Source organism: Microbacterium sp. EF45047, from assembly GCF_028472845.1.
Lineage (GTDB): Bacteria > Actinomycetota > Actinomycetes > Actinomycetales > Microbacteriaceae > Microbacterium > Microbacterium neungamense.
In genome coordinates, this window is the sequence record NZ_CP069429.1 from 1282352 (window position 1) to 1304322 (window position 21971).

A 21971-nucleotide genomic window follows, 5' to 3' on the forward strand; every position below is an offset into this window, starting at 1 on the left:
TCGTAGCATGGGAGCATGCCGTTCTCGGGAGAGCTTCATGCACGTGTCGCAGACGGCCCCGCGGTCCCCGGGGGCCTTCCGCTGGTCGTCCTGCTCACCGGGTTCACGGATGCCGGCAGCGCCGTGTCCGGCCTGATCGACCACCTGCACGCCACCACGGCGCCCGCGCCCGTGACCGTCTTCGACAACGACCTGCTCCTGGACTACCGGGCCCGCCGCCCCGTGGTCGTCTTCGACCAGGACCACCTCACCGAGTACCGCCCGGCACGGCTGGACCTGTCCCTCGCGCACGACGCCCTGGGCCAGCCGTTCCTGCTGCTCTCCGGCTACGAGCCCGACTTCGCCTGGGACGCCTTCGCGGACGCCGTGCTCGACCTCATCGCGGAGTTCGAGGTGTCCGGCGTGGCCTGGGTGCACTCGATCGCGATGCCCGTGCCGCATACGCGCCCGCTCGGCACGACGGTGAGCGGCAACCGCCGCGACCTCGTCGCGGCGCACTCGGTGTGGCGTCCGCGCACCCAGGTGCCCTCGACCGCCGGGCACCTGCTGGAGTACCGGATCGCGGAGCGCGGCATCCGCGTCGCCGGCTTCGTGCTGCTCGTGCCGCACTACCTGGCCGACACCGACTACCCGGACACGGTGCTCGCCGCGGCCGACAAGATCATGGTGGCCACCGGGCTGGTGCTGCGCACCGACGAGATCGCCGCCGCCCGGGACGAGTTCCGCGCGCGCGTCGACGAGCAGGTGCAGGGCAACGACGAGCTGGTGCAGATGGTGCACACCCTGGAGCGCCGCTACGACGCGTACATGTCCGGACGGGATGCGGAGGACGTCGGCGACGGCTTCGACGAGCGCGACCTGCCCTCCGCGGACGAGCTGGCCGCGGAGCTGGAGCGCTACCTCGCCACCCGCCGCCCGGGCGACGAGGACAAGCTCGGCTGAGCGCGCCGCATCCGGCCGGCGGGCGCCCCTCGGGCCCGCGGTGTGTGATAATGGATGTTCGACCCGTTGTCAACCGGCGTTCCGCGCCCGGAGTTGACAAGGGTCTTACTAGTGTCCGAAATGGCCCGGGGCGAGTGCACCGCTCCGTGAAAGGCGAAACGTGACTCCTGCCACGACCAAGAAGACCCGGACGACGAAGAAGACCGCGGAAGCCGACGCTCCGGAGACCGAGGACGCCGCCGCCGAGACCGCGGCGCCCGCGAAGAAGACTGCATCCAAGAAGGCGCCGGCGAAGAAGGCCGCGCCCAAGAAGGCGGCCGCCAAGACGTCCAAGAAGAAGGACGACGACGAGGACGCCCCCGAAGAGCTCGCCGACGCCGACACGGCCGAGGCCGAGGGCGAGGTCGCCGAGGCGGATGCCGAGGAGGAGGGCGACAAGAAGCCGGCCTTCACCGAGCCGCTGCCCACCGGCGCCATCGTCATCTCCTCCAGCGACGAGGACGACGTCCCGGTCTACTCCACGCAGATTACCGGCGCCACCGCCGACCCGGTCAAGGACTACCTGAAGCAGATCGGAAAGGTCGCGCTGCTGAACGCGGCCGAAGAGGTCGAGCTGGCCATGCGCATCGAGGCCGGCCTGTTCGCCGAGGAGAAGCTCTCGCACATGAGCGAGGCCGAGAAGTCCAGCCAGCTCGGCCTCGACCTGCAGTGGGTGGCCCGCGACGGCCAGCGTGCGAAGAGCCACCTGCTGGGCGCGAACCTGCGTCTGGTCGTCTCCCTCGCCAAGCGCTACACCGGTCGCGGCATGCAGTTCCTGGACCTCATCCAGGAAGGCAACCTGGGCCTCATCCGCGCGGTGGAGAAGTTCGACTACACCAAGGGCTTCAAGTTCTCCACGTACGCCACCTGGTGGATCCGTCAGGCGATCACCCGCGCCATGGCCGACCAGGCGCGCACCATCCGCATCCCGGTGCACATGGTCGAGGTCATCAACAAGCTCGCCCGCGTGCAGCGCCAGATGCTGCAGGACCTGGGCCGCGAGCCCACGCCGGAGGAGCTGTCCAAGGAACTCGACATGACCCCGGAGAAGGTCATCGAGGTGCAGAAGTACGGTCGCGAGCCGATCTCGCTGCACACCCCGCTGGGCGAGGACGGCGACAGCGAGTTCGGCGACCTGATCGAGGACACCGAGGCGGTCGTCCCGGCCGACGCGGTCGGATTCACCATGCTGCAGCGCCAGCTGGAGCAGCTGCTGGACTCGCTGTCCGAGCGCGAAGCCGGCGTGATCCGCATGCGCTTCGGCCTCGGCGACGGGCAGCCGAAGACGCTCGACCAGATCGGCGACACCTTCGGCGTCACGCGCGAGCGGATCCGCCAGATCGAGTCCAAGACGATGGCGAAGCTGCGGCACCCCAGCCGCTCGCAGTCGCTCCGGGACTACCTCGAGTGATGGCCGAGGCGAACAAGGGCAAGGCCCTCACCGTCGACATCGACGGCACCACGTACCAGCGCATCCCGATCCGCACCCGCGTCGTGATGCCCGGCGACGACCTCGACGAGATCATCCGCGAGTACACCGCCGGCGTGCTGCAGGACGGCGACATCCTCTTCGTCACGGAGAAGATCGTCGCCATCACGCAGGGCCGGTCGTACCAGCTCGAGGAGATCCGGCCCCGCCGGCTCGCCCGCTTCCTGTCGAAGTATGTCACCCGCACCAGCTACGGCATCGGCCTGGGCATGCCCGAGACGATGGAGATGGCGCTGCGCGAGTGCGGGACGCCCCGCATCCTGCTCGCCGCCGCGGTCTCCGCGGTGACCAAGGCGTTCGGGCGCCGCGGCGACTTCTACCGCGTCGCCGGGTACAAGGCGCGCTCCATCGACGGCCCCACCTCGCACACGATCCCGCCGTACAACACGGCGGTCGTGCTCGGCCCGGAGAAGCCCAGGCAGGTCGCCCAGCACCTGCGGACGCTGCTGCCGGCCGGCGTGGAGGTCGCCGTCGTGGACATCAACGACATCGGCGGCAACATCCTCGGCTCCACGCTGGACCGCGCGGGGGAGCAGCGGCTCGTGGCCATCCTCCGGGACAACCCGCTCGGGCAGGGACACGAGTCCACGCCGATGGGCGTCATCCGCGCCGCCTGATGGGGATCGGTCGCGCGAGTGCGATGATCGCAGCCGGGACGCTCGCGTCCCGGGTCACCGGGCTGCTGCGGGCCATGGTGCTCGTGGCGGCGGTCGGCACGATCAGCCAGGCCGGTGACGCGTTCGCGACCGCGAACCAGCTGCCGAACAGCATCTATGCGGTGATCTCCGCCGGGCTGCTCACCGGCGTGATCGTGCCGCAGGTGGTGCGGGTGAGCGCGCAGGAGGACGGCGGACACGACTTCCTCGCCAAGCTGCTCACGCTCGGCGCGGTCCTGGTCGGCGCCGTCACGGTCGTGGCGACCCTCGCCGCGCCGCTGCTCGTGGACCTCTACTCGCAGTACCGCCCGGAGCAGCACGCGCTGGCCACGCAGTTCGCCTACTGGTGCCTGCCGCAGCTGTTCTTCTACGGCATGTTCGCGCTGCTGGGGGAGATCCTGAACGCGCGGCGGATGTTCGCGCCGTACGCCTGGGCGCCGATCGTGAACAACCTCGTCTCCATCGGCGGGTTCGGTGTCTTCATCGTGCTGTTCGGACAGGGCCGCAGCGCGCTCGAGGGCTGGTCGCCCGCCATGGTGGCCACCCTCGCCGGCACCGCAACCCTCGGCGTCATCGCGCAGACCGTCGTGCTCGTACTGTTCTGGCGACGGGCGGGCATCCCGCTGCGGCTCGATTTCCGCTGGCGGGGCATGGGCCTCGGGCACATGGGGAAGCTCGCCACCTGGACGTTCCTGACCACCCTGGTCGGGCAGCTGGTGGGGATCGTGCAGGCTCTCACGGTCACGCCCGCCTCCGAAGGCGGGCACGCCTCCGTCGCGGCATCCGGCTACGCCTGGCTGGTGTACATGGTGCCGTACTCCATGATCATCCTCGCCATCGGCACCCCGTACTTCACCCGCATCAGCGAGCACGCGGCCGCGGAGCGCGACGACGAGCTGAAGGCGGACATCCGGCAGTCGCTCCGCGTGCTCGGCCTGTTCATCGTGATCGCGATCGCCGCGGTCGCCGCCGCCGCGCAGCCCGCCGCACGGGTGTTCAGCGAAGGCCCGGGGGAGGCGGTCGCCGTCGCGCCGGTGCTGCTGGCGTACCTGGTCAGCCTGCTGCCGATGGCGGTGCTCTTCATCGTGCAGCGCACCTTCTACGCGTACGGCGACGCGCGCACCCCGTTCGTGTTCACGATGGTGCAGGGCTCGCTCGTGCTCGCGTTCACCCTCGTCGTGGCCGCCACGGTGCCGGTCGAGAATCTGGCCGCGGCCGTCGCGCTCGCGCAGTCCTGCGCCGGCATCCTGCAGACCGTGCTGGCGACGGTGCTGCTGCGCCGCCGGATCGGCTCGCTCGGCCTCGGCGGGGTGTGGCGCGCCCTGACCCGCTTCGCGCTGATGGCGGTGCCCGCCGGCGCGGCCGGGTACGGCGTGTACCTGCTCTCCGGTGGCGTCGGCGGATGGATGCTCGCCGGTCAGCTCTGGGGGGTGCTCGGATGCTGCCTCATCGCCGCATCCGCCGGTGCCGTGTACGTGGCGCTGCTCGCGCTGTTCCGGGTGCCGGAGCTGCGCACCGCGTTGGGCGCGCTGCGCCGGCGCTGACGCTTCGACAGGCTCAGCGTCCGCTTCGACAGGCTCAGCGTCCGCGTCGACAGGCTCAGCGTCCGTCAGCGCTTGTCGAGCACGCCGGGGCCGATCGCCTCGACGTAGCGGTGCAGCAGGCCGGTGCGGACACCGGAGGCCGAGGGCTTCATCTGGAACACGCTCGAGTTGTGGTTCGCCTCGATGAGAGCCGGGCCGTCCGGGGTGATCGCGATGTCCCAGCCGACGTAGGGCACGGTGGGCAGGCGCTTGGCCGCGTCCTCGATCATCGCGACGACCTCGGGGTAGAACGGCACCCGGAAGCCCTGAATCCGCGTGCCCGTGGCCGGGTGCTCGTGGTAGATGTTCGACTGCTTGTCCACGCCCGGGTAGAGCGCGACGCCGTCGTCGTCGAGCATCGTGAACATCCCGCCGGAGGCGAAGTTGTCGATCACCGAGCCGTTGCCGATGCGCAGCACCGAGGCGATCACGTGCAGCCGGTCCTGCGGGTCGCGGTACGTGATCATCCGCACCGTGTTGACGCTGTCCGGGTACAGCGCGTTCAGGTCGTCATGCTGGCGCAGCACCTCCTCCAGCAGCGTCTGATCGCGCTCGACGAGCGCGGCGCGCCACGCGGCGACGTCCTCGATGTCCGCGGTGTGGTAGATCGCGATCCCCGCGCCGCCCTCGCCCTGCGCCGGCTTGGCGATCACGCGGGGGTGGCGCTCCAGGAAGTCGCGCAGATCCTGCTCGGAGGCGCGGGAGGCGTCGATCCAGTCCCGCCGGGTGAGGTCGGCGAAGTCGGCGAGGAAGCGCAGCTTGTCGCCCAGGATCACCTTCGAGTCCGGGCCGTTCAGCGTCTTGTTCAGCCGGAACGCCTTCGGATGCGTCATCCAGGTGGCGCGCTCCCGTGCGTTCAGGATGCGGATGTCCCACACCACGTAGTCCCGGAAGCCCATCTCGTAGCGCACCGAGCACCACAGCATGTCGGCGAGGATGACCGGCAGCGGAGCCTTCGACACCCGCTTCACCTGGCGAGCGAGCTCGAGCAGCTGGGTCGGATTCAGCCGCCGTGCCCGGTCGATGAGGTACCGGACGCGCAACCGCTTCTGATCCATCCGACCAGGTTAACACGCAGGCGTCACAGGGCCCGGCGAGGGGGAGCGGCTACCATGGGACGTTCCCACCCGTCCGCCTCGAAAGGTCCTGCCTTGTCCCGAGACGTCGCACTCACGGCGCGCCTGAAGTACTTGCTGAAGCGGCTGACCGCGTTCAACCCCGGCCGGGTCTGGTCGTTCGCGACGCAGATCGCGCAGGAGCAGGGCAAGTGGGCCCCGTGGATCTTCGTGGACATGCTCATCTGGGCGGCGTTCCACGACACCGCGTACATCGACTACTACGAGGCCGACTTCGCGCTGCTCACCCGCGCCGAGCGCAAGACGTTCATGACCTCGCTGATCCAGCACCACCTCGCGCAGGCGCTGAACGACCGCACCGACGTGCTGCAGTTCGAGAACAAGCTCTCCTTCAACCGCCGCTTCGCCGCCTACCTCGGCCGCGAGTGGCTCGACCTGGCGGAGACCGACGCGGAGGGGCTGCGCGCCTTCGCCGAGCGGCATCCGGTGATCATCGCCAAGACGCCGGTCGGGCGCGAGGGCAAGGGCGTGTTCCGCTACGACACCGCCGAGGTCGCCGACTGGGAGGGGTTCCGCACCGAGCTGCTGGAGAAGGGGCAGCGCCTGCTCGAGCAGCCCATCGTGCAGCATCCGTACCTCGCCGAGTACTGCGCGGGCACCGTGAACACGACCCGCGTGGCCACGTTCTTCGACGGGCAGACCGTGCACGTGCTGATGGCGGCGCAGAAGTTCGGCCGCGGCGCGGTCAGCGACCAGTTCACCTGGGGCGGGTTCTTCACGATGCTGGACGAGAACGGGCACTCGGTGGGGCCCGGGCACACCGGGAAGCACAAGAGCCGCTACGAGACGCACCCCGATTCGGGCGCCTCCATCGTCGACTTCCAGGTGCCGATGTGGGACCGCGTCGTCGAGCTCGTCGACCGTGCCGCGCGCGAGGTGCCCACCGTGCCCTACGTCGGCTGGGACGTCGCCGTCGGCCCCGACGGCCCGGTGCTGATCGAGGGCAACTGGACCCCCGGACTGTACGAGACGCGCGTCAGCGCCACCGGCATCCGCACCGGCAGCAAGGAGCGGCATCGCCCGGTGATCGAGGCCAGCCGCCGATGACCGCGGCCTCCGACGCACGATGAGCGGCTCTCGCAGCCTGCCGCGGGCCGAGATCTCGGCGCGCGCCGTCCGCGAGGCGGCCGAGGCGGCCGTCGCCGCCGGCGGCGTTGTCGCCGACCTGCGCGGCGACGCGTACGGTCACGGCGTCGCAGAGACGGCGCGGGTGGTGACGGATGCCGGCGTCCGCGCCGTGCTGGTGGACGACGCGCGGACCGTCGAAAGCCTCGCGGCATCCGGCATCCGCGCCGTCACCGACGGCGAGGCGGACATCGCCCCCGAGGCGCTGTACGGCCTGCCCGGCGCGGAGGACAGCCGGACGCCCGCCATGCGCCTCGCCGGGCGGGTGCTCTCGGTGAAGCGGATGCTCGCGGGCGAGGCCGTCTCGTACGGGTACACGCACCGCGCCACCGTGGACACCACCACGGCGCTCGTCACCGGCGGGTACGCGCAGGGCGTCGTGCGGGCTCTCGGCAATCACGCCCGGGTGGAGATCGACGGGGTGCTGCGCCCGATCATCGGCCGCGTGGCGATGGACGTCTGCGTCGTGGACCTGGAGGGGGCGCACGCGGAGGAGGGGACGGACGTGATCTACTTCGGCGGCACCGGGCCGGCCCGGGACGCGCTGGCGGACTGGGCCCGCATCACCGGCCTCCGCCCCACCGAGCTGGTCGCCGTGGCCGGCGCGAAGGCGGTGCGCGAATGGCGAGCATGATCCCGCCGGCCGCCGGGCCGACCCTGAGGATCTCGCACCGCCGGTTCCTCGCGAACATCGACGCCGTGCGGATGCGGATCGCCCCGTCCGAGCTGATGCTGGTGATGAAGGACGACGCCTACGGCCACGGCCTGGAGTGGGCGGTGGACGCCGCCCGCGGCGACGTGGACCTCTTCGGTGGCTACGACATCCCGACCTCGCTGCGGATCGCCGCGCGGGCACCCGGCGCGCGCGTGTTCGCCTGGGCCACCTCCGCGCAGCACGAGGTGGAGGAGGCTCTGCACGCCGGGGTCGAGCTCGGCGTGGGAACCACGGCGTACCTGCGGCGCGTGATCGCCGCGGCCGAACGGCTCGGCCGGCGGGCACGCGTGCACCTGAAGATCGACACCGGACTGCGCCGCAACGGCATGCGTCCCGAGGAGTGGCCGGAGGCGGTGGCCGAAGCCGCCGCGGCGCAGCGGGCGGGTCTGCTCGACGTGGCCGGGGTGTGGAGCCACCTCGCGGAGGCCAGCGACGAGGAGGACGACGCCGCGGCCGCCGAGTTCCGCCGCGCGGTCGCCGCCGTGCGCACGGCCGGCGCCCGGCCGGCGGCCCTGCACCTGACGGCGTCGGCCGCGTCGTGGTGGCGCCCCGAGCTGCGCGGCAGCGTGTGCCGGATCGGCGCGTTCTGCTACGGCATCCGCTCGGCGGACGGACCCGAGATCCCCGGGGTGCGCCCGATCGCGGCGCTCACGGCGCCCGTGATCGCCGCGGACGGCGACGGCGGCGATGCGGTGATCGGCATCGGCGCGCTGCACGGGCTGCCCTCGACCCTCGCCGGTGTGCGGATCGCCACTCCGGCAGGTCTGCGGGAACTCACCCGCATCGACGAACTGCGCAGCAGCGTGCGCGGCTGGCCGGGCGCCGCCCCCGGTCAGGAGGTCCGGCTGTTCGGGCCGGGCGCGCACGGGGAACCGGATGCCACCGCTCTCGCGGAGCGGATCGGCACGGTCGGCGAGGAGATCGTCACCCGGCTCACACCCGCGGTGGGCCGTGTCGTGACCGCGGCCTGAGGGTTCCTCAGGCCGCGTCTACACGCTCAGGCGGTCTCCTCGAGACGGGCGGTCTCGTCGTGCCAGCTCGTGGCGATGGCGCGCAGCTTCTCCTCGTACTTGCGTCCGTGGTGGGCGCAGAACAGCAGCTCGGACCCGTTCACCTCGGCGGCGATGTAGGCCTGGGCCCCGCAGGAGTCGCACCGGTCCATGGCGGTGAGGCGGTACTCGACCCGCTCGGTCGTAGCGTTCATCTCGGTGCCTCCTCGGGTGTCGGGTGTTCGGAGTGTCACTAAATGAAACCACGCCTCACCGGGGGGCATGCCCGGATCACGGCGTGTTTCGCTCTGCGCGTACGACCGGCCCCCGGGGTTGCGCCGGCGGGGGAGTGTCGTCCCGACCGGCCGCACCCGCGGGCATAGAATCGATCTCCGTGACCGCCGAGTATTCCGCCCATCATCTCCAGGTGCTCGAAGGCCTCGAGGCGGTCCGCAAGCGACCCGGCATGTACATCGGGTCGAACGGCTCCCCGGGCCTGATGCACTGCCTCTGGGAGATCATCGACAACGCCGTGGACGAGGCCGTGGCCGGCAACGGCTCCCGCATCGACGTGGTGCTGCACGCCGACGGCAGCGTCGAGGTGCGTGACCGCGGGCGCGGCGTCCCGGTCGACATCGAACCGCGCACCGGGCTCTCCGGCGTCGAGGTCGTGTACACCAAGCTGCACGCCGGCGGGAAGTTCGGCGGCGGCTCCTACGCGGCCTCCGGCGGCCTGCACGGCGTGGGCGCCTCGGTCGTGAACGCCCTCTCCGAGCGGCTCGACGTCGAGGTCGACCGCGGCGGGAAGACCTACGCGATGTCCTTCCACCGCGGCGAGCCTGGCGTGTTCGCCGACCGCGGCGAGCCGCGCCCCGACGCGCCGTTCACCCCGTTCGAGGAGCGCAGCGAGCTGCGCATCGTCGGCAAGGTCGCCAAGGGCGTCACCGGCACCCGGGTGCGCTACTGGGCGGACCGGCAGATCTTCACCAAGGACGCCGCGTTCCAGCTCGCGGAGCTGGAGACCCGCGCCCGGCAGACCGCCTTCCTCGTCCCGGGGCTCGAGATCGTCGTCCGCGACGAGCGCGCCTCGACCGACGGCGCGGCGAACGAGACGTCGTATCACTACGAGGGCGGCATCTCCGAGTTCGTCGAGTACCTGGCCACGGATGCCCCGGTCACCGACACCTGGCGTCTGCAGGGCAGCGGAAGCTTCACCGAGACCGTCCCGGTGCTGCAGCCGGACGGGTCGATGAAGTCCACCGAGGTGGAGCGCGAGTGCACGGTCGACATCGCACTGCGGTGGGGCACCGGCTACGACACCGTGATCCGCTCCTTCGTCAACATCATCGCCACGCCGAAGGGCGGCACGCACCAGCAGGGCTTCGAGCAGGAGCTGCTGAAGACGCTGCGCGGCCAGGTCGAGCAGAACGCGCGGCGGCTCAAGGTCGGCAACGACAAGCTCGAGAAGGACGACGTGCTCGCCGGTCTCACCGCCGTGCTCACCGTCTCGCTGCCGGAGCCGCAGTTCGAGGGGCAGACCAAGGAGGTCCTCGGCACCCCTGCGGTGCGCGCGATCGTCGCGCAGGTGGTGCGCAAGGAGCTCGCGCAGCGGTTCTCGTCGACCAAGCGCGACGACAAGAACCAGGTGTCGATGCTGCTGGACAAGGTCGTCGCCGAGATGAAGGCGCGGGTCTCCGCGCGGGCCCACAAGGAGACCCAGCGCCGCAAGAACGCGCTGGAGTCGTCCTCGCTGCCGGCCAAGCTCGTCGACTGCCGCACGAACGACGTGAGCCAGTCGGAGCTGTTCATCGTCGAGGGCGACTCGGCCCTCGGCACCGCCAAGCACGCCCGCAACAGCGAGTTCCAGGCGCTGCTGCCGATCCGCGGCAAGATCCTCAACGTGCAGAAGGCGTCCATCAGTGACATGCTTTCCAACGCCGAGTGCGCCTCGATCATCCAGGTGATCGGCGCCGGCTCCGGCCGCTCCTTCGATCTGGACGCCGCCCGCTACGGCAAGATCATCCTGATGAGCGACGCCGACGTCGACGGCGCGCACATCCGCACCCTGCTGCTGACCCTGTTCTTCCGGTACATGCGGCCGCTGATCGAGGACGGCCGGGTGTTCGCCGCCGTCCCGCCGCTGCACCGCGTGATCGTGATGAACCCCGGCTCCAAGCCGAACGAGACGATCTACACCTACTCCGAGCAGGAGCTGCACAGCCTGCTCGCGAAGCTGCGCAAGCAGGGCCGCCGCTGGCACGAGCCGGTGCAGCGCTACAAGGGTCTCGGCGAGATGGACGCCGAGCAGCTGGCCACCACGACGATGGACCGCAACGGCCGCCTGCTGCGCCGGGTGCGGATGGAGGACGCCGAGGCGGCCGGTCGCGTGTTCGAGCTGCTGATGGGCAACGAGGTCGCACCGCGCCGCGAGTTCATCGTCGACTCCGCCGACCGCCTCACCCGCGACGCGATCGACGCCTGACGCGATCGACGCCTGACGCGATCGACGCCTGAGGCGATCGACGCGGACAGGATCCCGCCGCGACCGGGCCGGCTCGCCGCCCTGCGGGTCAGAACGTCGCCGGGATGCCCCGTCCCACCGATCCGATCACGGCGTCCAGCGGCTGACCGGACGCGTCTCGCTTGGCCCCCGCCTCGGGGAGCGTGCGGGCCGCGCCGTCGGGTCCGACCGCGAGCGCGGGCTCCGGTCCGGCCCAGGCCAGGCGCAGCCGGTCCTCGCCCTTCAGGAAGGCGTGCGCGCGGACGCCGCCGGTCGCCCGGCCCTTGCCGGGGAACTCGTCGAACCGCGACACCTTGGCGCGTCCGGCATCCGTCCCCGCGATCACGCCCTCGGCCCCGGACACCGTCACGACGACGGCCTCGTCGGGGGCGGTGACCGCCGAGAAGGCGACCACCTCGGCCGAGGCGCCCAGCTTTATGCCGGCCATGCCGCCCGCGGGCGCGCCCTGCGGCCGCACGGCGGATGCCGCGAAGTGCAGCAGCTGGGCATCCGACGAGATGAACACCAGCTCGGCGTCGTCGGGCGCGGAGGCGGCGCCGACCACGCTGTCACCGGGCTTGAGGCCGATGATCTCCAGCTCGGGTCGGGGCGGCAGCGCCGACGGCACGATGCGCTTGACGACGCCGTCCTTCGTGCCCAGGGCGACCGGGGTGTCGTCGTCGAAGCGGATCAGAGCGAGGATGCGCTCGCTCTTGTCGAGCAGGCCGATGTAGTCGCGCAGCGCCACCCCGGCGGAGAGGTGGATGGATGCCGGGGGCACCGACGGCAGATCGACGGGGGAGAAGCGCATCACACGGCCGGCCGAGGTGATCGCCCCGATCTCGGTGCGCGTCGTCGTGCTCAGGGTCGCCAGGATGGCGTCGTGCTTGCTGCGGCGGGCCGGGGGGACGATGCCCTGGCCGTCGGCGAGATCGACCCGCACCGCGCGCCCGGTGGTGGAGAGCACCACCACGGTGGGCGCGTCCGCGATCTGCAGGTCCGCGGCGCCCTTCGCGCTGCGCGGCTTCGGCGGGGCGGCGTTCAGCAGCATCGTCCGGCGCGGGGTGCCGTAGGCCTCCGCCGCCGCGTCCAGCTCCTTCGCGACCTGGGCGCGCAGCAGCACGTCGCTGGCCAGCAGATCCTTCAGCTCGGCGATCTCGGCCTGCAGCCGGTCGCGCTCGGCCTCGAGCTCGATCCGGGAGAACTTCGTCAGCCGGCGCAGCCGCAGCTCGAGGATGTACTCGGCCTGCGGGTCGCTGAGGTCGAACACGTCCCGCAGCCGCGCGCGCGCCTGATCGGAGTCGTCCGAGGTGCGGATCACCTGGATGACCTCGTCGATGTCCAGGATCGCGATGAGCAGACCCTCGACGAGGTGCAGACGCTCCTCGCGCCGCGCGAGGCGGAATCGGCTGCGCCGCGTGATCACCTCGAGGCGGTGCTGCACGTAGACCGAGAGCAGCTCCTTGAGGCCGAGGGTGCGCGGCTGGCCGTCGACGAGGGCGACGTTGTTGATGCTGAAGGAGTCCTCCAGCGGGGTGAGCCGGTACAGCTGCTCCAGCACCGCGTGCGGGTCGAAGCCCGTCTTGATGCCGATCTGGATGCGCAGCCCGTGGTTGCGGTCGGTCAGGTCGGTGACGTCGCTGATGCCCTGCAGCTTCTTCGACTGCACGGCGTCGCGGATCTTCTCGATCAGGCGCTCCGGGCCGACCATGTAGGGCAGCTCGGTGACCACGATCCCGGTCTTGCGCGGCCCGAGCGGCTCGACCGACACCTTGCCGCGCACCTTGAACGCGCCCCGGCCGGTGGCGTACGCCTCGCGCACCCCGTCCAGGCCCATCACGATCCCGCCGGAGGGGAAGTCGGGGCCCGGGACGAACTCCATCAGCTCCTCGGTGGTCGCGTCCGGGTTCTCCAGCAGGTGCGTGGCGGCGGCGACCACCTCGATGAGGTTGTGCGGCGCCATGTTCGTCGCCATGCCGACCGCGATGCCGCTCGTGCCGTTGACCAGCAGGTTCGGGAAGGCTGCCGGCAGCACGGCCGGCTGCTGGAACTGGCCGTCGTAGTTCGGGATGAAGTCGACGACGTCCTCGTCCAGGCCCTCCGTCATCGCGAGGGCCGGGGCCGCCAGGCGCGCCTCCGTGTACCGCGAGGCGGCCGGACCGTCGTCCAGGGAGCCGAAGTTGCCGTGGCCGTCCACGAGCGCCACGCGCAGCGAGAAGGGCTGGGCGAGGCGGACCAGCGCGTCGTAGATGGGAGCATCGCCGTGCGGATGCAGCTTTCCCATCACCTCGCCGACGACGCGGGCGCTCTTCACGTGGCCGCGATCGGGGCGCAGCCCCATCTCCGCCATCTGGTACAGGATGCGCCGCTGCACCGGCTTGAGCCCGTCGCGCGCATCCGGCAGCGCGCGGGAGTAGATCACCGAGTACGCGTACTCGAGGAACGATCCCTGCATCTCCTGGGACAGATCGATGTCCTGGATGCGCTCCTGGACGGGCTCGGACGGCTGCGTGCGCGGCATGGACTTCCTGCGGGGCTGTCGGTGCGGACTCGCGTCGCCGCGGTGGGGGCGACGCGTCGGGATGCCTGTGAAAGACTGGCCCGGATGTCTCTCATGCTACCGTCCAGCCCCGCCGCGACGCGGAACATCGCCGGGGTGGCGCCGGAGCTGCTGCGTGCGCTGCGCGGCGAGGCGGAGAGCCTCCCGGCGGTGCGCTCGGCGGTCCTCGTTGTCGTCGACGGGCTGGGGGCTCTGCCACTGCGGGCGCACGCGGGGCACGCCCGCCACCTCACCGCCGGCATGTCCAAGCGCGATGTCGCCGCAGCGGTGTTCCCCACCACCACCGCCGCCGCGCTCACCAGCATCCTCACCGGCGCGGCGCCCGGCGAGCACGGGCTCGTCGGCTACCGCGTGCGCGACCCCCGCCGCGACGTCCTGGTGAACCAGCTCAGCGACTGGGAGGACGCCGGCATCGATCCGTTCGCCTGGCAGCCGGTCCCCACCGTGTTCGAACGGGCCGTCGCCGCCGGGCACCAGGCGTTCGCGGTCGGGATCCCCGCCTACGCCACCAGCGGATTCACCCGGGCCACGCTGCGCGGGGCGTCGTTCGTGCCGGAGAAGAAGCCGGCCGACCGGGTGGCCGCGGCCTGGGAGCTTGCCGCCGCGCATCCGGGCGCCCTCGTGTACTGCTACCTGCCCGAGGTCGACAAGGCCGGGCACAAGCACGGCATCGCCTCCGCGGAGTGGGTGCGCGCGCTCGAGGACGTCGACGCCGCACTCGGGCTGCGGATGCCGGACGGCGTCGGCGTCGCGATCACCGCGGACCACGGCATGATCGACGTCCCCGCGCACCGGCAGCTCGTCCTCGAGGACGGGGAGGGCTGGCACGACGGGGTGCGGCACATCGGCGGGGAGCCGCGGATGCTGCACGTGTACCTGGAGCCGGAGGCGGATGCCGCCGCGGTCGCCCTGCGCTGGCGTTCCGGCCTGGAGGGCGCCGCCGACGTGGTCACCCGTGACGAGGCCGTGCGCGCGGGCCTGTTCGGCGCCGTGGTCAGCGCCGCCGCGGTCGAGCGCCTGGGCGATCTCCTCGTCGTCGCCCGCGGCAACCGGGCCCTGTACGACGGCGCCGACGCGGATCAGCGCGGGCGCAACATGGTCGGGCAGCACGGCGGGCTGACCGACGAGGAGTGGCGGGTTCCGCTGCTGCTGCGCGGCGCGTTCGAGGGCTGAGCGGCGAAGCGCTCGGGTTACGCCGCTGTACTCACTCGCCGGCACTCACTCATCGGAGCGGGCGCCGAACACGATCTCGTCCCACGACGGCATCGCGTTCCGGCGGCGCCGGCGGCCCCCGCTCTCGGCGGGCTCGGGCTGCGGGCGCGGTTCCTCGCGCTCGGCGTCGGGGGCGTCGAAGAGCGCGATCGGGGTGGGCTCGGTGGTGCGGGCGCCGTCCTCTTCCTCGGCCAGCACCGGCGCCGGCTCGCGCTGACCGCGGCGGCGGCGCAGCGCCTCCAGCAGATCGGCCGTCTCCGCGCTGGTGGTGGACTGCTCCGGGGCGCGGCGGGCGGCGGCCTCGTGCGCGGCGGTGCTGGGCCGTTCCGGGGCGGACGGGTCGCCGGCATCCGGCTCGGGGGTGGGCACCAGGCGGGGGCCGAACGCGCCCGAGTCGAACCGGCTGTCGTCCTTGTACGGCGAGACCCGCTCGGTCTCCAGCGCGCGCAGGCGCGGGATGAGGCCGTCCGGCAGCGAGCCCTGCCGCGACAGCTGCGTGGCGTCTGCGTTCAGCGGTGCGAGTGCGCTGCGGCGCGGGTCGAAGCTCCAGCGCGCGTCGTGGGCGACCTCGTTCGCGGTGAACTCGAGCTTGACGGTCCAGCCGGACTCGTCCTTCCAGCTCGCCCAGCGCTCGTCCGTGGCGTCCAGATCGGCGAGCTTGGCGCGGATCGCGGTGCCGAAGGTCGGCTGCGCGTCGGGCTCGACCTCGCTGCCGATGAGCACGGGCACCGCCAGCGCCTGATCGATGATGTGCTCGCGCTCGGCCAGCACCGGGCCCTCGAAGCGCTCCACGTCCTGCAGGCTGACGCCCAGCAGCTCGGAGACCTCGGCCGCGGACAGCCCGGCGCGGATCTGCGCCTGAATCTCGCGGGGGCTCGCCGCCAGGCGCGCCGGGGCGGGATCCGCCTCACGCGTCGCACGACGGATCTCGCGGTGCAGCACGTCGTCGATGGGGAGCGCGAAGCGCTGCCCGGACTCGGTCGCGAGGACGAGGACTCCCGCTTCTGTTCCGACGATGGTGACGTTTTCCATGCTGATGCCCCTCTGGTGGGTGTGGGTTCATGCTGTCACGGAGGATGGGGCAAACCCGGGAATAGCGCGGGCGTGCCGTGAGTTTGTCCTGGCGCATGACCGGGCATTTGCGAAATGCTCTGACGTCATGCAAACTATGGCCGCCGCTCACCCGATCCGGCGTTCCCCGCAAACCACTCGAACCACGGAAGTGGAGACTGACCGCATGGCAACCGACTACGACGCGCCCCGCAAGAGCGAAGACGACTCCGAGTCGATCGAAGCCCTCAAGGAGCGTGTGCCGGACGCCCGGTCCGGCTCCGGGGGCGTCGAAGACTCGGACAACCCGACGGGCTTCGAGCTCCCGGGGGCGGACCTGTCCGACGTGGAGCTCGACGTCGTCGTGCTGCCCGCCCAGCAGGACGAGTTCACCTGCATGAACTGCTTCCTGGTGAAGCACCGTTCGCAGCTGGACCACGAGGACGCGAACGGCCCCATCTGCAAGGAGTGCGCGGCCTGACGTCGCCGCGAACCCGCGCGCCCCGAGCCGGAAGGCCCGGGGCGCGCTGTCGTCTGCCGGGTCAGCGTCCGGGCCGGCCGGCGGCGCGGCGGATGGCCGCTGCGAGCCGATCCGGTGTGCGGGTGGAGATGCTCCAGGAGCGCACCGGGTCGGCCGGGTCGGTGATCGGGACCACCACCAGGCCGTCGATGCCGCCGCGGATGAGGTGCCAGCCGTCCCCGGGCAGCCGCGGACCCCGGCGCGCCCTCGCCTCCTCGCCGGTGTACACCTCCGGCTCACCCAGCCAGCCGGCGTCGATGTGCGCGCGACCGGCGCGGAGCTCGCCGTCGGCGACGGCGACGACGGGGGAGAAGGCGATGCTCGCGACGACGAGGAGCAGCGAGACCAGCACGCCGATGACCAGGGCGAGGGTCGTGGATCCGGCGGGCAGGAACACGAGTGTCGTCATCGGCCCCGCCAGGGCGATGGTCACCAGCAGCCAGAGGCCGGGCGCCAGGCGCTCACGGTAGAGCGGCCGCGTATCGCGTTCGTGGTTCTGCATTAGCCTCATGGGGTGACCGAATCCGTTGGTGTCCCCATTATCGCCGCCACCGTCCCGGCCTACGCCCACCCGGGCGACGCGGGTGCCGATCTCGTCGCCGCCGAGGCGGTGACCCTCGCCCCCGGGGAGCGCGCCCTCGTCGGCACCGGCGTGCGGATCGCCCTCCCGGAGGGGTACGCCGCCTTCGTGGTGCCCCGCAGCGGGCTGGCCGCCAAGCACGGCATCACCGTGGTGAACAGCCCCGGCACGGTGGACGCGGGCTATCGCGGGGAGATCAAGGTCTGCCTGCTGAACACCGACAGGAACGACGCGTACGATGTGGCGGTCGGTGACCGGATCGCGCAGCTGATCGTGATGCCCGTCGTCCGGGCCGTCTTCTCACCGGTCGACGAGCTGCCCGACAGCGTGCGCGGCGACGGCGGCTTCGGATCGACCGGCTATACACGGGGAGAGAGCGAATGAGCGAAGAGAACACTCCAGAGCAGGCCGCGCCGGTGCTGAAGTCGGCGCCCGCCGATCGCGCCACGGCCGGGCCGTTCGACGACGCCGAGGCGAACCCGGTCCGCCCCTACATCGACCTCGGCGGCATCAAGGTGCTGCCGCGCGAAGGCCTCAACCTGCGGCTGGAGGTGGAGGAGCAGACCAAACGGATCGTGGCCGTCGGCCTCGACTACGCCGGATCCTCCCTGCAGGTGCAGCCGTTCGCCGCCCCGCGCTCGCGCGGACTGTGGGATGAGACGCGGGTCCAGCTGCGCGACCAGATCCGGGCGCAGGGCGGGCGCGTCGAGGAGCGCGAGGGACCGCTCGGCAAGGAGCTGCTCGCGGAGGTCCCGGCCACCGCGGCCGAGGGGTCCGGCATGCGCCTGGCGCGCTTCGTGGGCGTCGACGGACCGCGCTGGTTCCTACGCGGCGTGATCGGCGGGGACGCCGCCGCCGATCCGGCGGCGGCCGCGCAGGTGGAGGACCTGTTCCGCTCGATCGTCGTCGTCCGCGGCAGCGCGCCGATGCCTCCGCGCGACCTCATCCCGCTGAAGATGCCCTCCACTCCGGGCGCCGCGTGACGGTCGACCCGGATCGCCCCGAGGGGGAGCCCGGCGTCCCCGAGCAGGGGGCTCCGGAGCCCGGAGCCGCCGAGACCATCGGCGCCGCGCTGAGCTCGGCTGCTCGCCGCGCCGGCATCGACCCGGAGGCCGAACAGTCCACCGGCCGCATGGTGTGGCAGGTGATCGGCGGCTGGCGCGGCGTCGTGGAGTCGGTGCTGCCGGTGCTCTCCTTCGCCGTGGTGTACACCGCGACCCGGGAGCTCCTCCTCGCCCTTGGCATCTCGGTCGGGATCGCCGCGGTGTTCGCCGTGGTGCGGCTGGCGATGAAGTCGCCGCCCGTGGCGGCCTTCTCCGGGCTGGTCGCCGCCGTCGTCGCCGCCGGACTGCCGCTGTTCACCGGTCGCGCCGAGGACCAGTTCGTCATCGGCTTCCTGACCAACATCGCCTACGGCACGGCTTTCCTCGTCTCGGCTCTGGTGCGCTGGCCGCTGATCGGCGTCGTGGTCGGCTTCCTGATGGGTGAGGGCCTGGCCTGGCGGACGGACGCCCACAAGCGCCGCACCTTCTTCTGGCTGTCGGTCGCCTGGGCCGCGCTGTTCGCCGCGCGGCTCGCCGCCCAGCTGCCGTTCTACTTCGCCGGGGACGTCGCCGCGCTCGGCACCGTCAAGATCCTGATGGGCCTTCCCTTCTTCGCCGTGCTGCTCGCCCTGACCTGGGTGGTGACACGCCGGCTCTATCCCCGCGGAGGATCGCGCTGACACTCGGCATCCGTGCTAGATTTATCTCGACGTCAAGATAAATCAGGTGTTCCGCCGACGCTCGAGGAGACGCAGACTGGTAAGGCCCGCCTTGCTGGCCCCGGTCCTTCGTCGGCGAGCAAGATGGAGTCGCCTGTCGCTTCCATCCGATCAGAAGGAGACGGATACGTGTCCACGGTGAACAGCTTCGGTGCCAAGAGCACCCTGACGGTCGGCAGCACCGACTACGAGATCTTCCGCATCGACACGGTCGCCGGGTACGAGAAGCTCCCGTTCAGCCTCAAGGTCCTGCTGGAGAACCTGCTGCGCACCGAGGACGGTGCGAACGTGACGAAGGCCCAGATCGAGGCGCTCGGCTCGTGGGACCCGACCGCCGAGCCGGACACCGAGATCCAGTTCACCCCGGCGCGCGTGGTGATGCAGGACTTCACCGGCGTGCCCTGCATCGTCGACCTCGCCACCATGCGCGAGGCCGTCACCGCCCTCGGCGGCGATCCGAACCGGATCAACCCGCTCTCGCCCGCCGAGATGGTGATCGACCACTCCGTGATCGCCGACCTGTTCGGCCGCGAAGACGCGCTCGAGCGCAACGTCGAGATCGAGTACGAGCGCAACGGCGAGCGCTACCAGTTCCTGCGCTGGGGTCAGACGGCGTTCGACGACTTCAAGGTCGTCCCGCCGGGCACCGGCATCGTGCACCAGGTGAACATCGAGCACCTGGCCAAGGTGATCTACGACCGCACCGTCGACGGCGTGCTGCGCGCCTACCCCGACACCTGCGTCGGCACCGACTCGCACACCACCATGGTCAACGGCCTGGGCGTGCTGGGCTGGGGCGTCGGCGGCATCGAGGCCGAGGCTGCCATGCTCGGCCAGCCGGTGTCCATGCTCATTCCGCGCGTGGTCGGCTTCAAGCTCACCGGGGAGATCCCGGCCGGCGTCACCGCCACCGACGTCGTGCTCACCATCACCGACATGCTCCGCAAGCACGGCGTGGTCGGTAAGTTCGTCGAGTTCTACGGCGCCGGCGTGGCATCCGTGCCGCTGGCGAACCGCGCCACCATCGGCAACATGTCGCCGGAGTTCGGCTCCACCGCCGCGATCTTCCCGATCGACGACGTCACCCTCGACTACCTGCGCCTCACCGGCCGCAGCGAGGAGGCCGTCGCGCTGGTCGAGGCGTACGCCAAGGAGCAGTCGCTGTGGCACGACCCGGCCCGCGAGCCGCAGTACAGCGAGTACCTCGAGCTCGACCTCGGCACCGTCGTGCCCTCGATCGCCGGCCCGAAGCGCCCCCAGGACCGCATCCTGCTGTCCGAGGCGAAGGAGCAGTTCGAGAAGGACATCCTGAACTACGCCACCGTCACGCCGGAGGAGCCGGTCGAGGTGGAGGGCACGTTCCCGGCATCGGACCCGGGCACGGCACCGGGTGTGGAGCGCGAGCACGTCTCGCCCAACGGCGTCTCGCACCACCACGAGACGGAGCAGGCCGAGTCGGCGCTGCTCTCCAGCGGCGGCCCTCACCCGGCCTCCAATCCGGTCGAGGTGTCGACTCCTGACGGGCAGAAGTACCTGCTCGACAACGGTGCCGTGACCCTCGCGGCGATCACGTCCTGCACGAACACGTCGAACCCGTCGGTGATGATCGCGGCGGGTCTGCTCGCCCGCAAGGCGCGGCAGAAGGGCCTGAAGCAGAAGCCGTGGGTGAAGACCACGCTCGGCCCGGGCTCGAAGGTGGTCACCGACTACTACGAGAAGTCCGGTCTGGACAAGGACCTCGAGGGCCTCGGCTTCTACACCGTGGGCTACGGATGCACGATCTGCATCGGCAACTCCGGTCCGCTGATCGAGGAGGTCTCCGAGGCGATCAACGAGCACGACCTCGCGGTCACCGCGGTGCTCTCCGGCAACCGCAACTTCGAGGGCCGGATCAGCCCGGACGTGAAGATGAACTACCTGGCGAGCCCGCCGCTCGTGGTGGCGTACGCGCTGGCCGGATCGATGCACTTCGACTTCGAGACCGACCCGCTCGGCAAGGACGCGGACGGCAACGACGTGTTCCTGCGCGACATCTGGCCGGCGCCGGAGGAGGTGCAGGAGATCATCGACACCGCGATCTCCCGCGACCAGTTCATCAAGCAGTACGCGACCGTGTTCGACGGCGACGACCGCTGGCGGAACCTCCCCACGCCCACCGGCCCGATCTTCGAGTGGGACCCGAACTCGACGTACGTGCGCAAGGCGCCGTACTTCGACGGCATGGAGCTGACCCCGGCGCCGGTCACCGACATCAAGGGTGCCCGCGTGCTGGCCACCCTGGGCGATTCGGTCACCACCGACCACATCAGCCCGGCCGGCAGCATCAAGCCGGGCACGCCGGCCGCGCAGTACCTCACCGAGCACGGCGTCGCGCCGAAGGACTTCAACTCCTACGGGTCGCGCCGCGGCAACCACGAGGTGATGATCCGCGGCACCTTCGCGAACATCCGGCTGAAGAACGCCCTGGTCAAGGCCGTCAACGACGGCCAGCAGATCGAGGGCGGGTACACCCGCGACTTCACCCGGCCCGGCGGTCCGCAGTCGTACATCTACGACGCGGCGATGAACTACCAGGCACAGGGCACCCCGCTGGTGATCTTCGGCGGCAAGGAGTACGGCTCCGGCTCGTCGCGCGACTGGGCGGCCAAGGGCACGAACCTGCTCGGCGTGAAGGCCGTCATCACGGAGAGCTTCGAGCGCATCCACCGGTCGAACCTCATCGGCATGGGCGTGGTGCCGCTGCAGTTCCCCGCCGGCGAGTCGTGGGAGTCGCTGGGCCTGGACGGCACCGAGATCGTCTCGATCGAGGGCCTCGAGCAGCTCAACGAGGGCGTCACCCCGAAGACCGTGAAGGTCACCGCCGAGCCGAGCGAGTTCTCGCCCGAGGGCAAGCAGACGATCACCTTCGACGCGGTCGTCCGCATCGACACCCCCGGTGAGGCGGACTACTACCGCAACGGCGGCATCCTGCAGTACGTGCTGCGTTCGCTGGTCTGACCCGATAGGCCAGGGGCCCGGACGCCGCGCGGCGTCCGGGCCCCTGTCGCTGTCGTCACACCGGATTCCCACCGACCCGCAGATAGACTTGGGGGGTCTTGCACGGCCTCGGCCGC

At 71.2% G+C, this 21971-nt stretch carries 19 protein-coding genes; 14 read left to right on the top strand and 5 right to left on the bottom strand.

Annotation, left to right across the window (positions count from 1 at the left end; translation table 11 throughout):
- The first annotated feature begins 15 nt into the window (after nucleotides 1-15).
- From JRG78_RS06170 to murJ, 4 genes are all read left to right on the top strand, one after another.
- Nucleotides 16-942 carry a proteasome assembly chaperone family protein gene (locus JRG78_RS06170; protein ID WP_259608116.1) on the top strand — a complete coding sequence of 309 codons (927 nt, stop codon included), beginning with the start codon at nucleotides 16-18 and terminating at the stop codon, nucleotides 940-942.
- Nucleotides 943-1102: 160 nt separating this feature from the next.
- On the top strand, nucleotides 1103-2392 hold the full coding sequence (locus JRG78_RS06175) for an RNA polymerase sigma factor (RefSeq protein WP_259605871.1): 1290 nt from the start codon (nucleotides 1103-1105) through the stop codon (nucleotides 2390-2392).
- A complete protein-coding gene (locus JRG78_RS06180) occupies nucleotides 2392-3087 on the top strand; it encodes a coenzyme F420-0:L-glutamate ligase (protein WP_259605872.1) in 696 nt (231 codons plus the stop codon). The genes JRG78_RS06175 and JRG78_RS06180 overlap by 1 nt, the downstream gene beginning before the upstream one ends.
- Before the next feature lie 23 nt (nucleotides 3088-3110).
- The gene (murJ, locus tag JRG78_RS06185; protein ID WP_259605873.1) at nucleotides 3111-4670 is read left to right on the top strand and encodes a murein biosynthesis integral membrane protein MurJ; all 1560 of its coding nucleotides are present in this window, start codon (nucleotides 3111-3113) and stop codon (nucleotides 4668-4670) included.
- A 65-nt stretch (nucleotides 4671-4735) separates the two neighbouring features.
- On the opposite strand, the gene JRG78_RS06190 is transcribed toward murJ, so the two are convergent.
- Nucleotides 4736-5767 carry a sugar-transfer associated ATP-grasp domain-containing protein gene (locus JRG78_RS06190; RefSeq protein WP_259605874.1) on the bottom strand — a complete coding sequence of 344 codons (1032 nt, stop codon included), beginning with the start codon at nucleotides 5765-5767 and terminating at the stop codon, nucleotides 4736-4738.
- Nucleotides 5768-5860: 93 nt separating this feature from the next.
- On the opposite strand from JRG78_RS06190, the gene JRG78_RS06195 reads away from it, so the two are divergent.
- The 3 genes from JRG78_RS06195 to JRG78_RS06205 are packed head-to-tail and all read left to right on the top strand — an operon-like array spanning nucleotide 5861 to nucleotide 8656.
- Nucleotides 5861-6892, top strand: a complete 1032-nt coding sequence (locus tag JRG78_RS06195; RefSeq protein WP_259605875.1) for a sugar-transfer associated ATP-grasp domain-containing protein — start codon at nucleotides 5861-5863, stop codon at nucleotides 6890-6892.
- 19 nt (nucleotides 6893-6911) lie between these two features.
- The gene (locus JRG78_RS06200; protein ID WP_259605876.1) at nucleotides 6912-7604 is read left to right on the top strand and encodes an alanine racemase C-terminal domain-containing protein; all 693 of its coding nucleotides are present in this window, start codon (nucleotides 6912-6914) and stop codon (nucleotides 7602-7604) included.
- Nucleotides 7592-8656, top strand: coding sequence for an alanine racemase (locus JRG78_RS06205; protein ID WP_259605877.1), 1065 nt, complete (start codon nucleotides 7592-7594; stop codon nucleotides 8654-8656). Before JRG78_RS06200 ends, JRG78_RS06205 begins: the two co-directional genes overlap by 13 nt.
- Before the next feature lie 26 nt (nucleotides 8657-8682).
- On the opposite strand, the gene JRG78_RS06210 is transcribed toward JRG78_RS06205, so the two are convergent.
- Entirely contained in the window at nucleotides 8683-8889 is a 207-nt protein-coding gene (locus JRG78_RS06210) for a DUF7455 domain-containing protein (RefSeq protein WP_259605878.1), read from the bottom strand.
- A 179-nt stretch (nucleotides 8890-9068) separates the two neighbouring features.
- Between JRG78_RS06210 and JRG78_RS06215 the strand changes: the two genes are divergently transcribed.
- Entirely contained in the window at nucleotides 9069-11156 is a 2088-nt protein-coding gene (locus JRG78_RS06215; RefSeq protein ID WP_259605879.1) for a DNA gyrase/topoisomerase IV subunit B, read from the top strand.
- An 88-nt stretch (nucleotides 11157-11244) separates the two neighbouring features.
- On the opposite strand, the gene JRG78_RS06220 is transcribed toward JRG78_RS06215, so the two are convergent.
- The gene (locus JRG78_RS06220) at nucleotides 11245-13695 is read right to left on the bottom strand and encodes a DNA gyrase/topoisomerase IV subunit A (RefSeq protein WP_259605880.1); all 2451 of its coding nucleotides are present in this window, start codon (nucleotides 13693-13695) and stop codon (nucleotides 11245-11247) included.
- An 84-nt stretch (nucleotides 13696-13779) separates the two neighbouring features.
- On the opposite strand from JRG78_RS06220, the gene JRG78_RS06225 reads away from it, so the two are divergent.
- Nucleotides 13780-14907: an alkaline phosphatase family protein gene (locus JRG78_RS06225; RefSeq protein WP_259605881.1), complete on the top strand. Its 1128-nt coding sequence runs from the start codon at nucleotides 13780-13782 to the stop codon at nucleotides 14905-14907.
- Nucleotides 14908-14952: 45 nt separating this feature from the next.
- Here JRG78_RS06225 and sepH read toward each other — a convergent pair whose 3' ends face one another.
- Nucleotides 14953-15978 (bottom strand): septation protein SepH, encoded by a 1026-nt coding sequence (gene sepH, locus JRG78_RS06230; RefSeq protein WP_259605882.1) that lies wholly within the window; start codon nucleotides 15976-15978, stop codon nucleotides 14953-14955.
- A gap of 205 nt (nucleotides 15979-16183) precedes the next feature.
- On the opposite strand from sepH, the gene JRG78_RS06235 reads away from it, so the two are divergent.
- On the top strand, nucleotides 16184-16477 hold the full coding sequence (locus tag JRG78_RS06235; RefSeq protein WP_272653205.1) for a DUF4193 domain-containing protein: 294 nt from the start codon (nucleotides 16184-16186) through the stop codon (nucleotides 16475-16477).
- Nucleotides 16478-16538: 61 nt separating this feature from the next.
- Here JRG78_RS06235 and JRG78_RS06240 read toward each other — a convergent pair whose 3' ends face one another.
- A complete protein-coding gene (locus JRG78_RS06240; protein ID WP_259608143.1) occupies nucleotides 16539-17018 on the bottom strand; it encodes a DUF3093 domain-containing protein in 480 nt (159 codons plus the stop codon).
- 12 nt (nucleotides 17019-17030) lie between these two features.
- Here JRG78_RS06240 and dut point away from each other — a divergent pair, with 12 nt between their 5' ends.
- The 4 genes from dut to JRG78_RS06260 all read left to right on the top strand — a co-directional run bounded on the left by dut (nucleotide 17031) and on the right by JRG78_RS06260 (nucleotide 21855).
- Nucleotides 17031-17480, top strand: coding sequence for a dUTP diphosphatase (dut, locus tag JRG78_RS06245; protein WP_259605884.1), 450 nt, complete (start codon nucleotides 17031-17033; stop codon nucleotides 17478-17480).
- Nucleotides 17477-18079 carry a DUF3710 domain-containing protein gene (locus tag JRG78_RS06250; RefSeq protein ID WP_259605885.1) on the top strand — a complete coding sequence of 201 codons (603 nt, stop codon included), beginning with the start codon at nucleotides 17477-17479 and terminating at the stop codon, nucleotides 18077-18079. Before dut ends, JRG78_RS06250 begins: the two co-directional genes overlap by 4 nt.
- A complete protein-coding gene (locus tag JRG78_RS06255; protein WP_259605886.1) occupies nucleotides 18076-18819 on the top strand; it encodes a DUF3159 domain-containing protein in 744 nt (247 codons plus the stop codon). The genes JRG78_RS06250 and JRG78_RS06255 overlap by 4 nt, the downstream gene beginning before the upstream one ends.
- A 123-nt stretch (nucleotides 18820-18942) precedes the next feature.
- Entirely contained in the window at nucleotides 18943-21855 is a 2913-nt protein-coding gene (locus JRG78_RS06260) for an aconitate hydratase (RefSeq protein WP_259605887.1), read from the top strand.
- The last annotated feature ends 116 nt before the right edge of the window (nucleotides 21856-21971 follow it).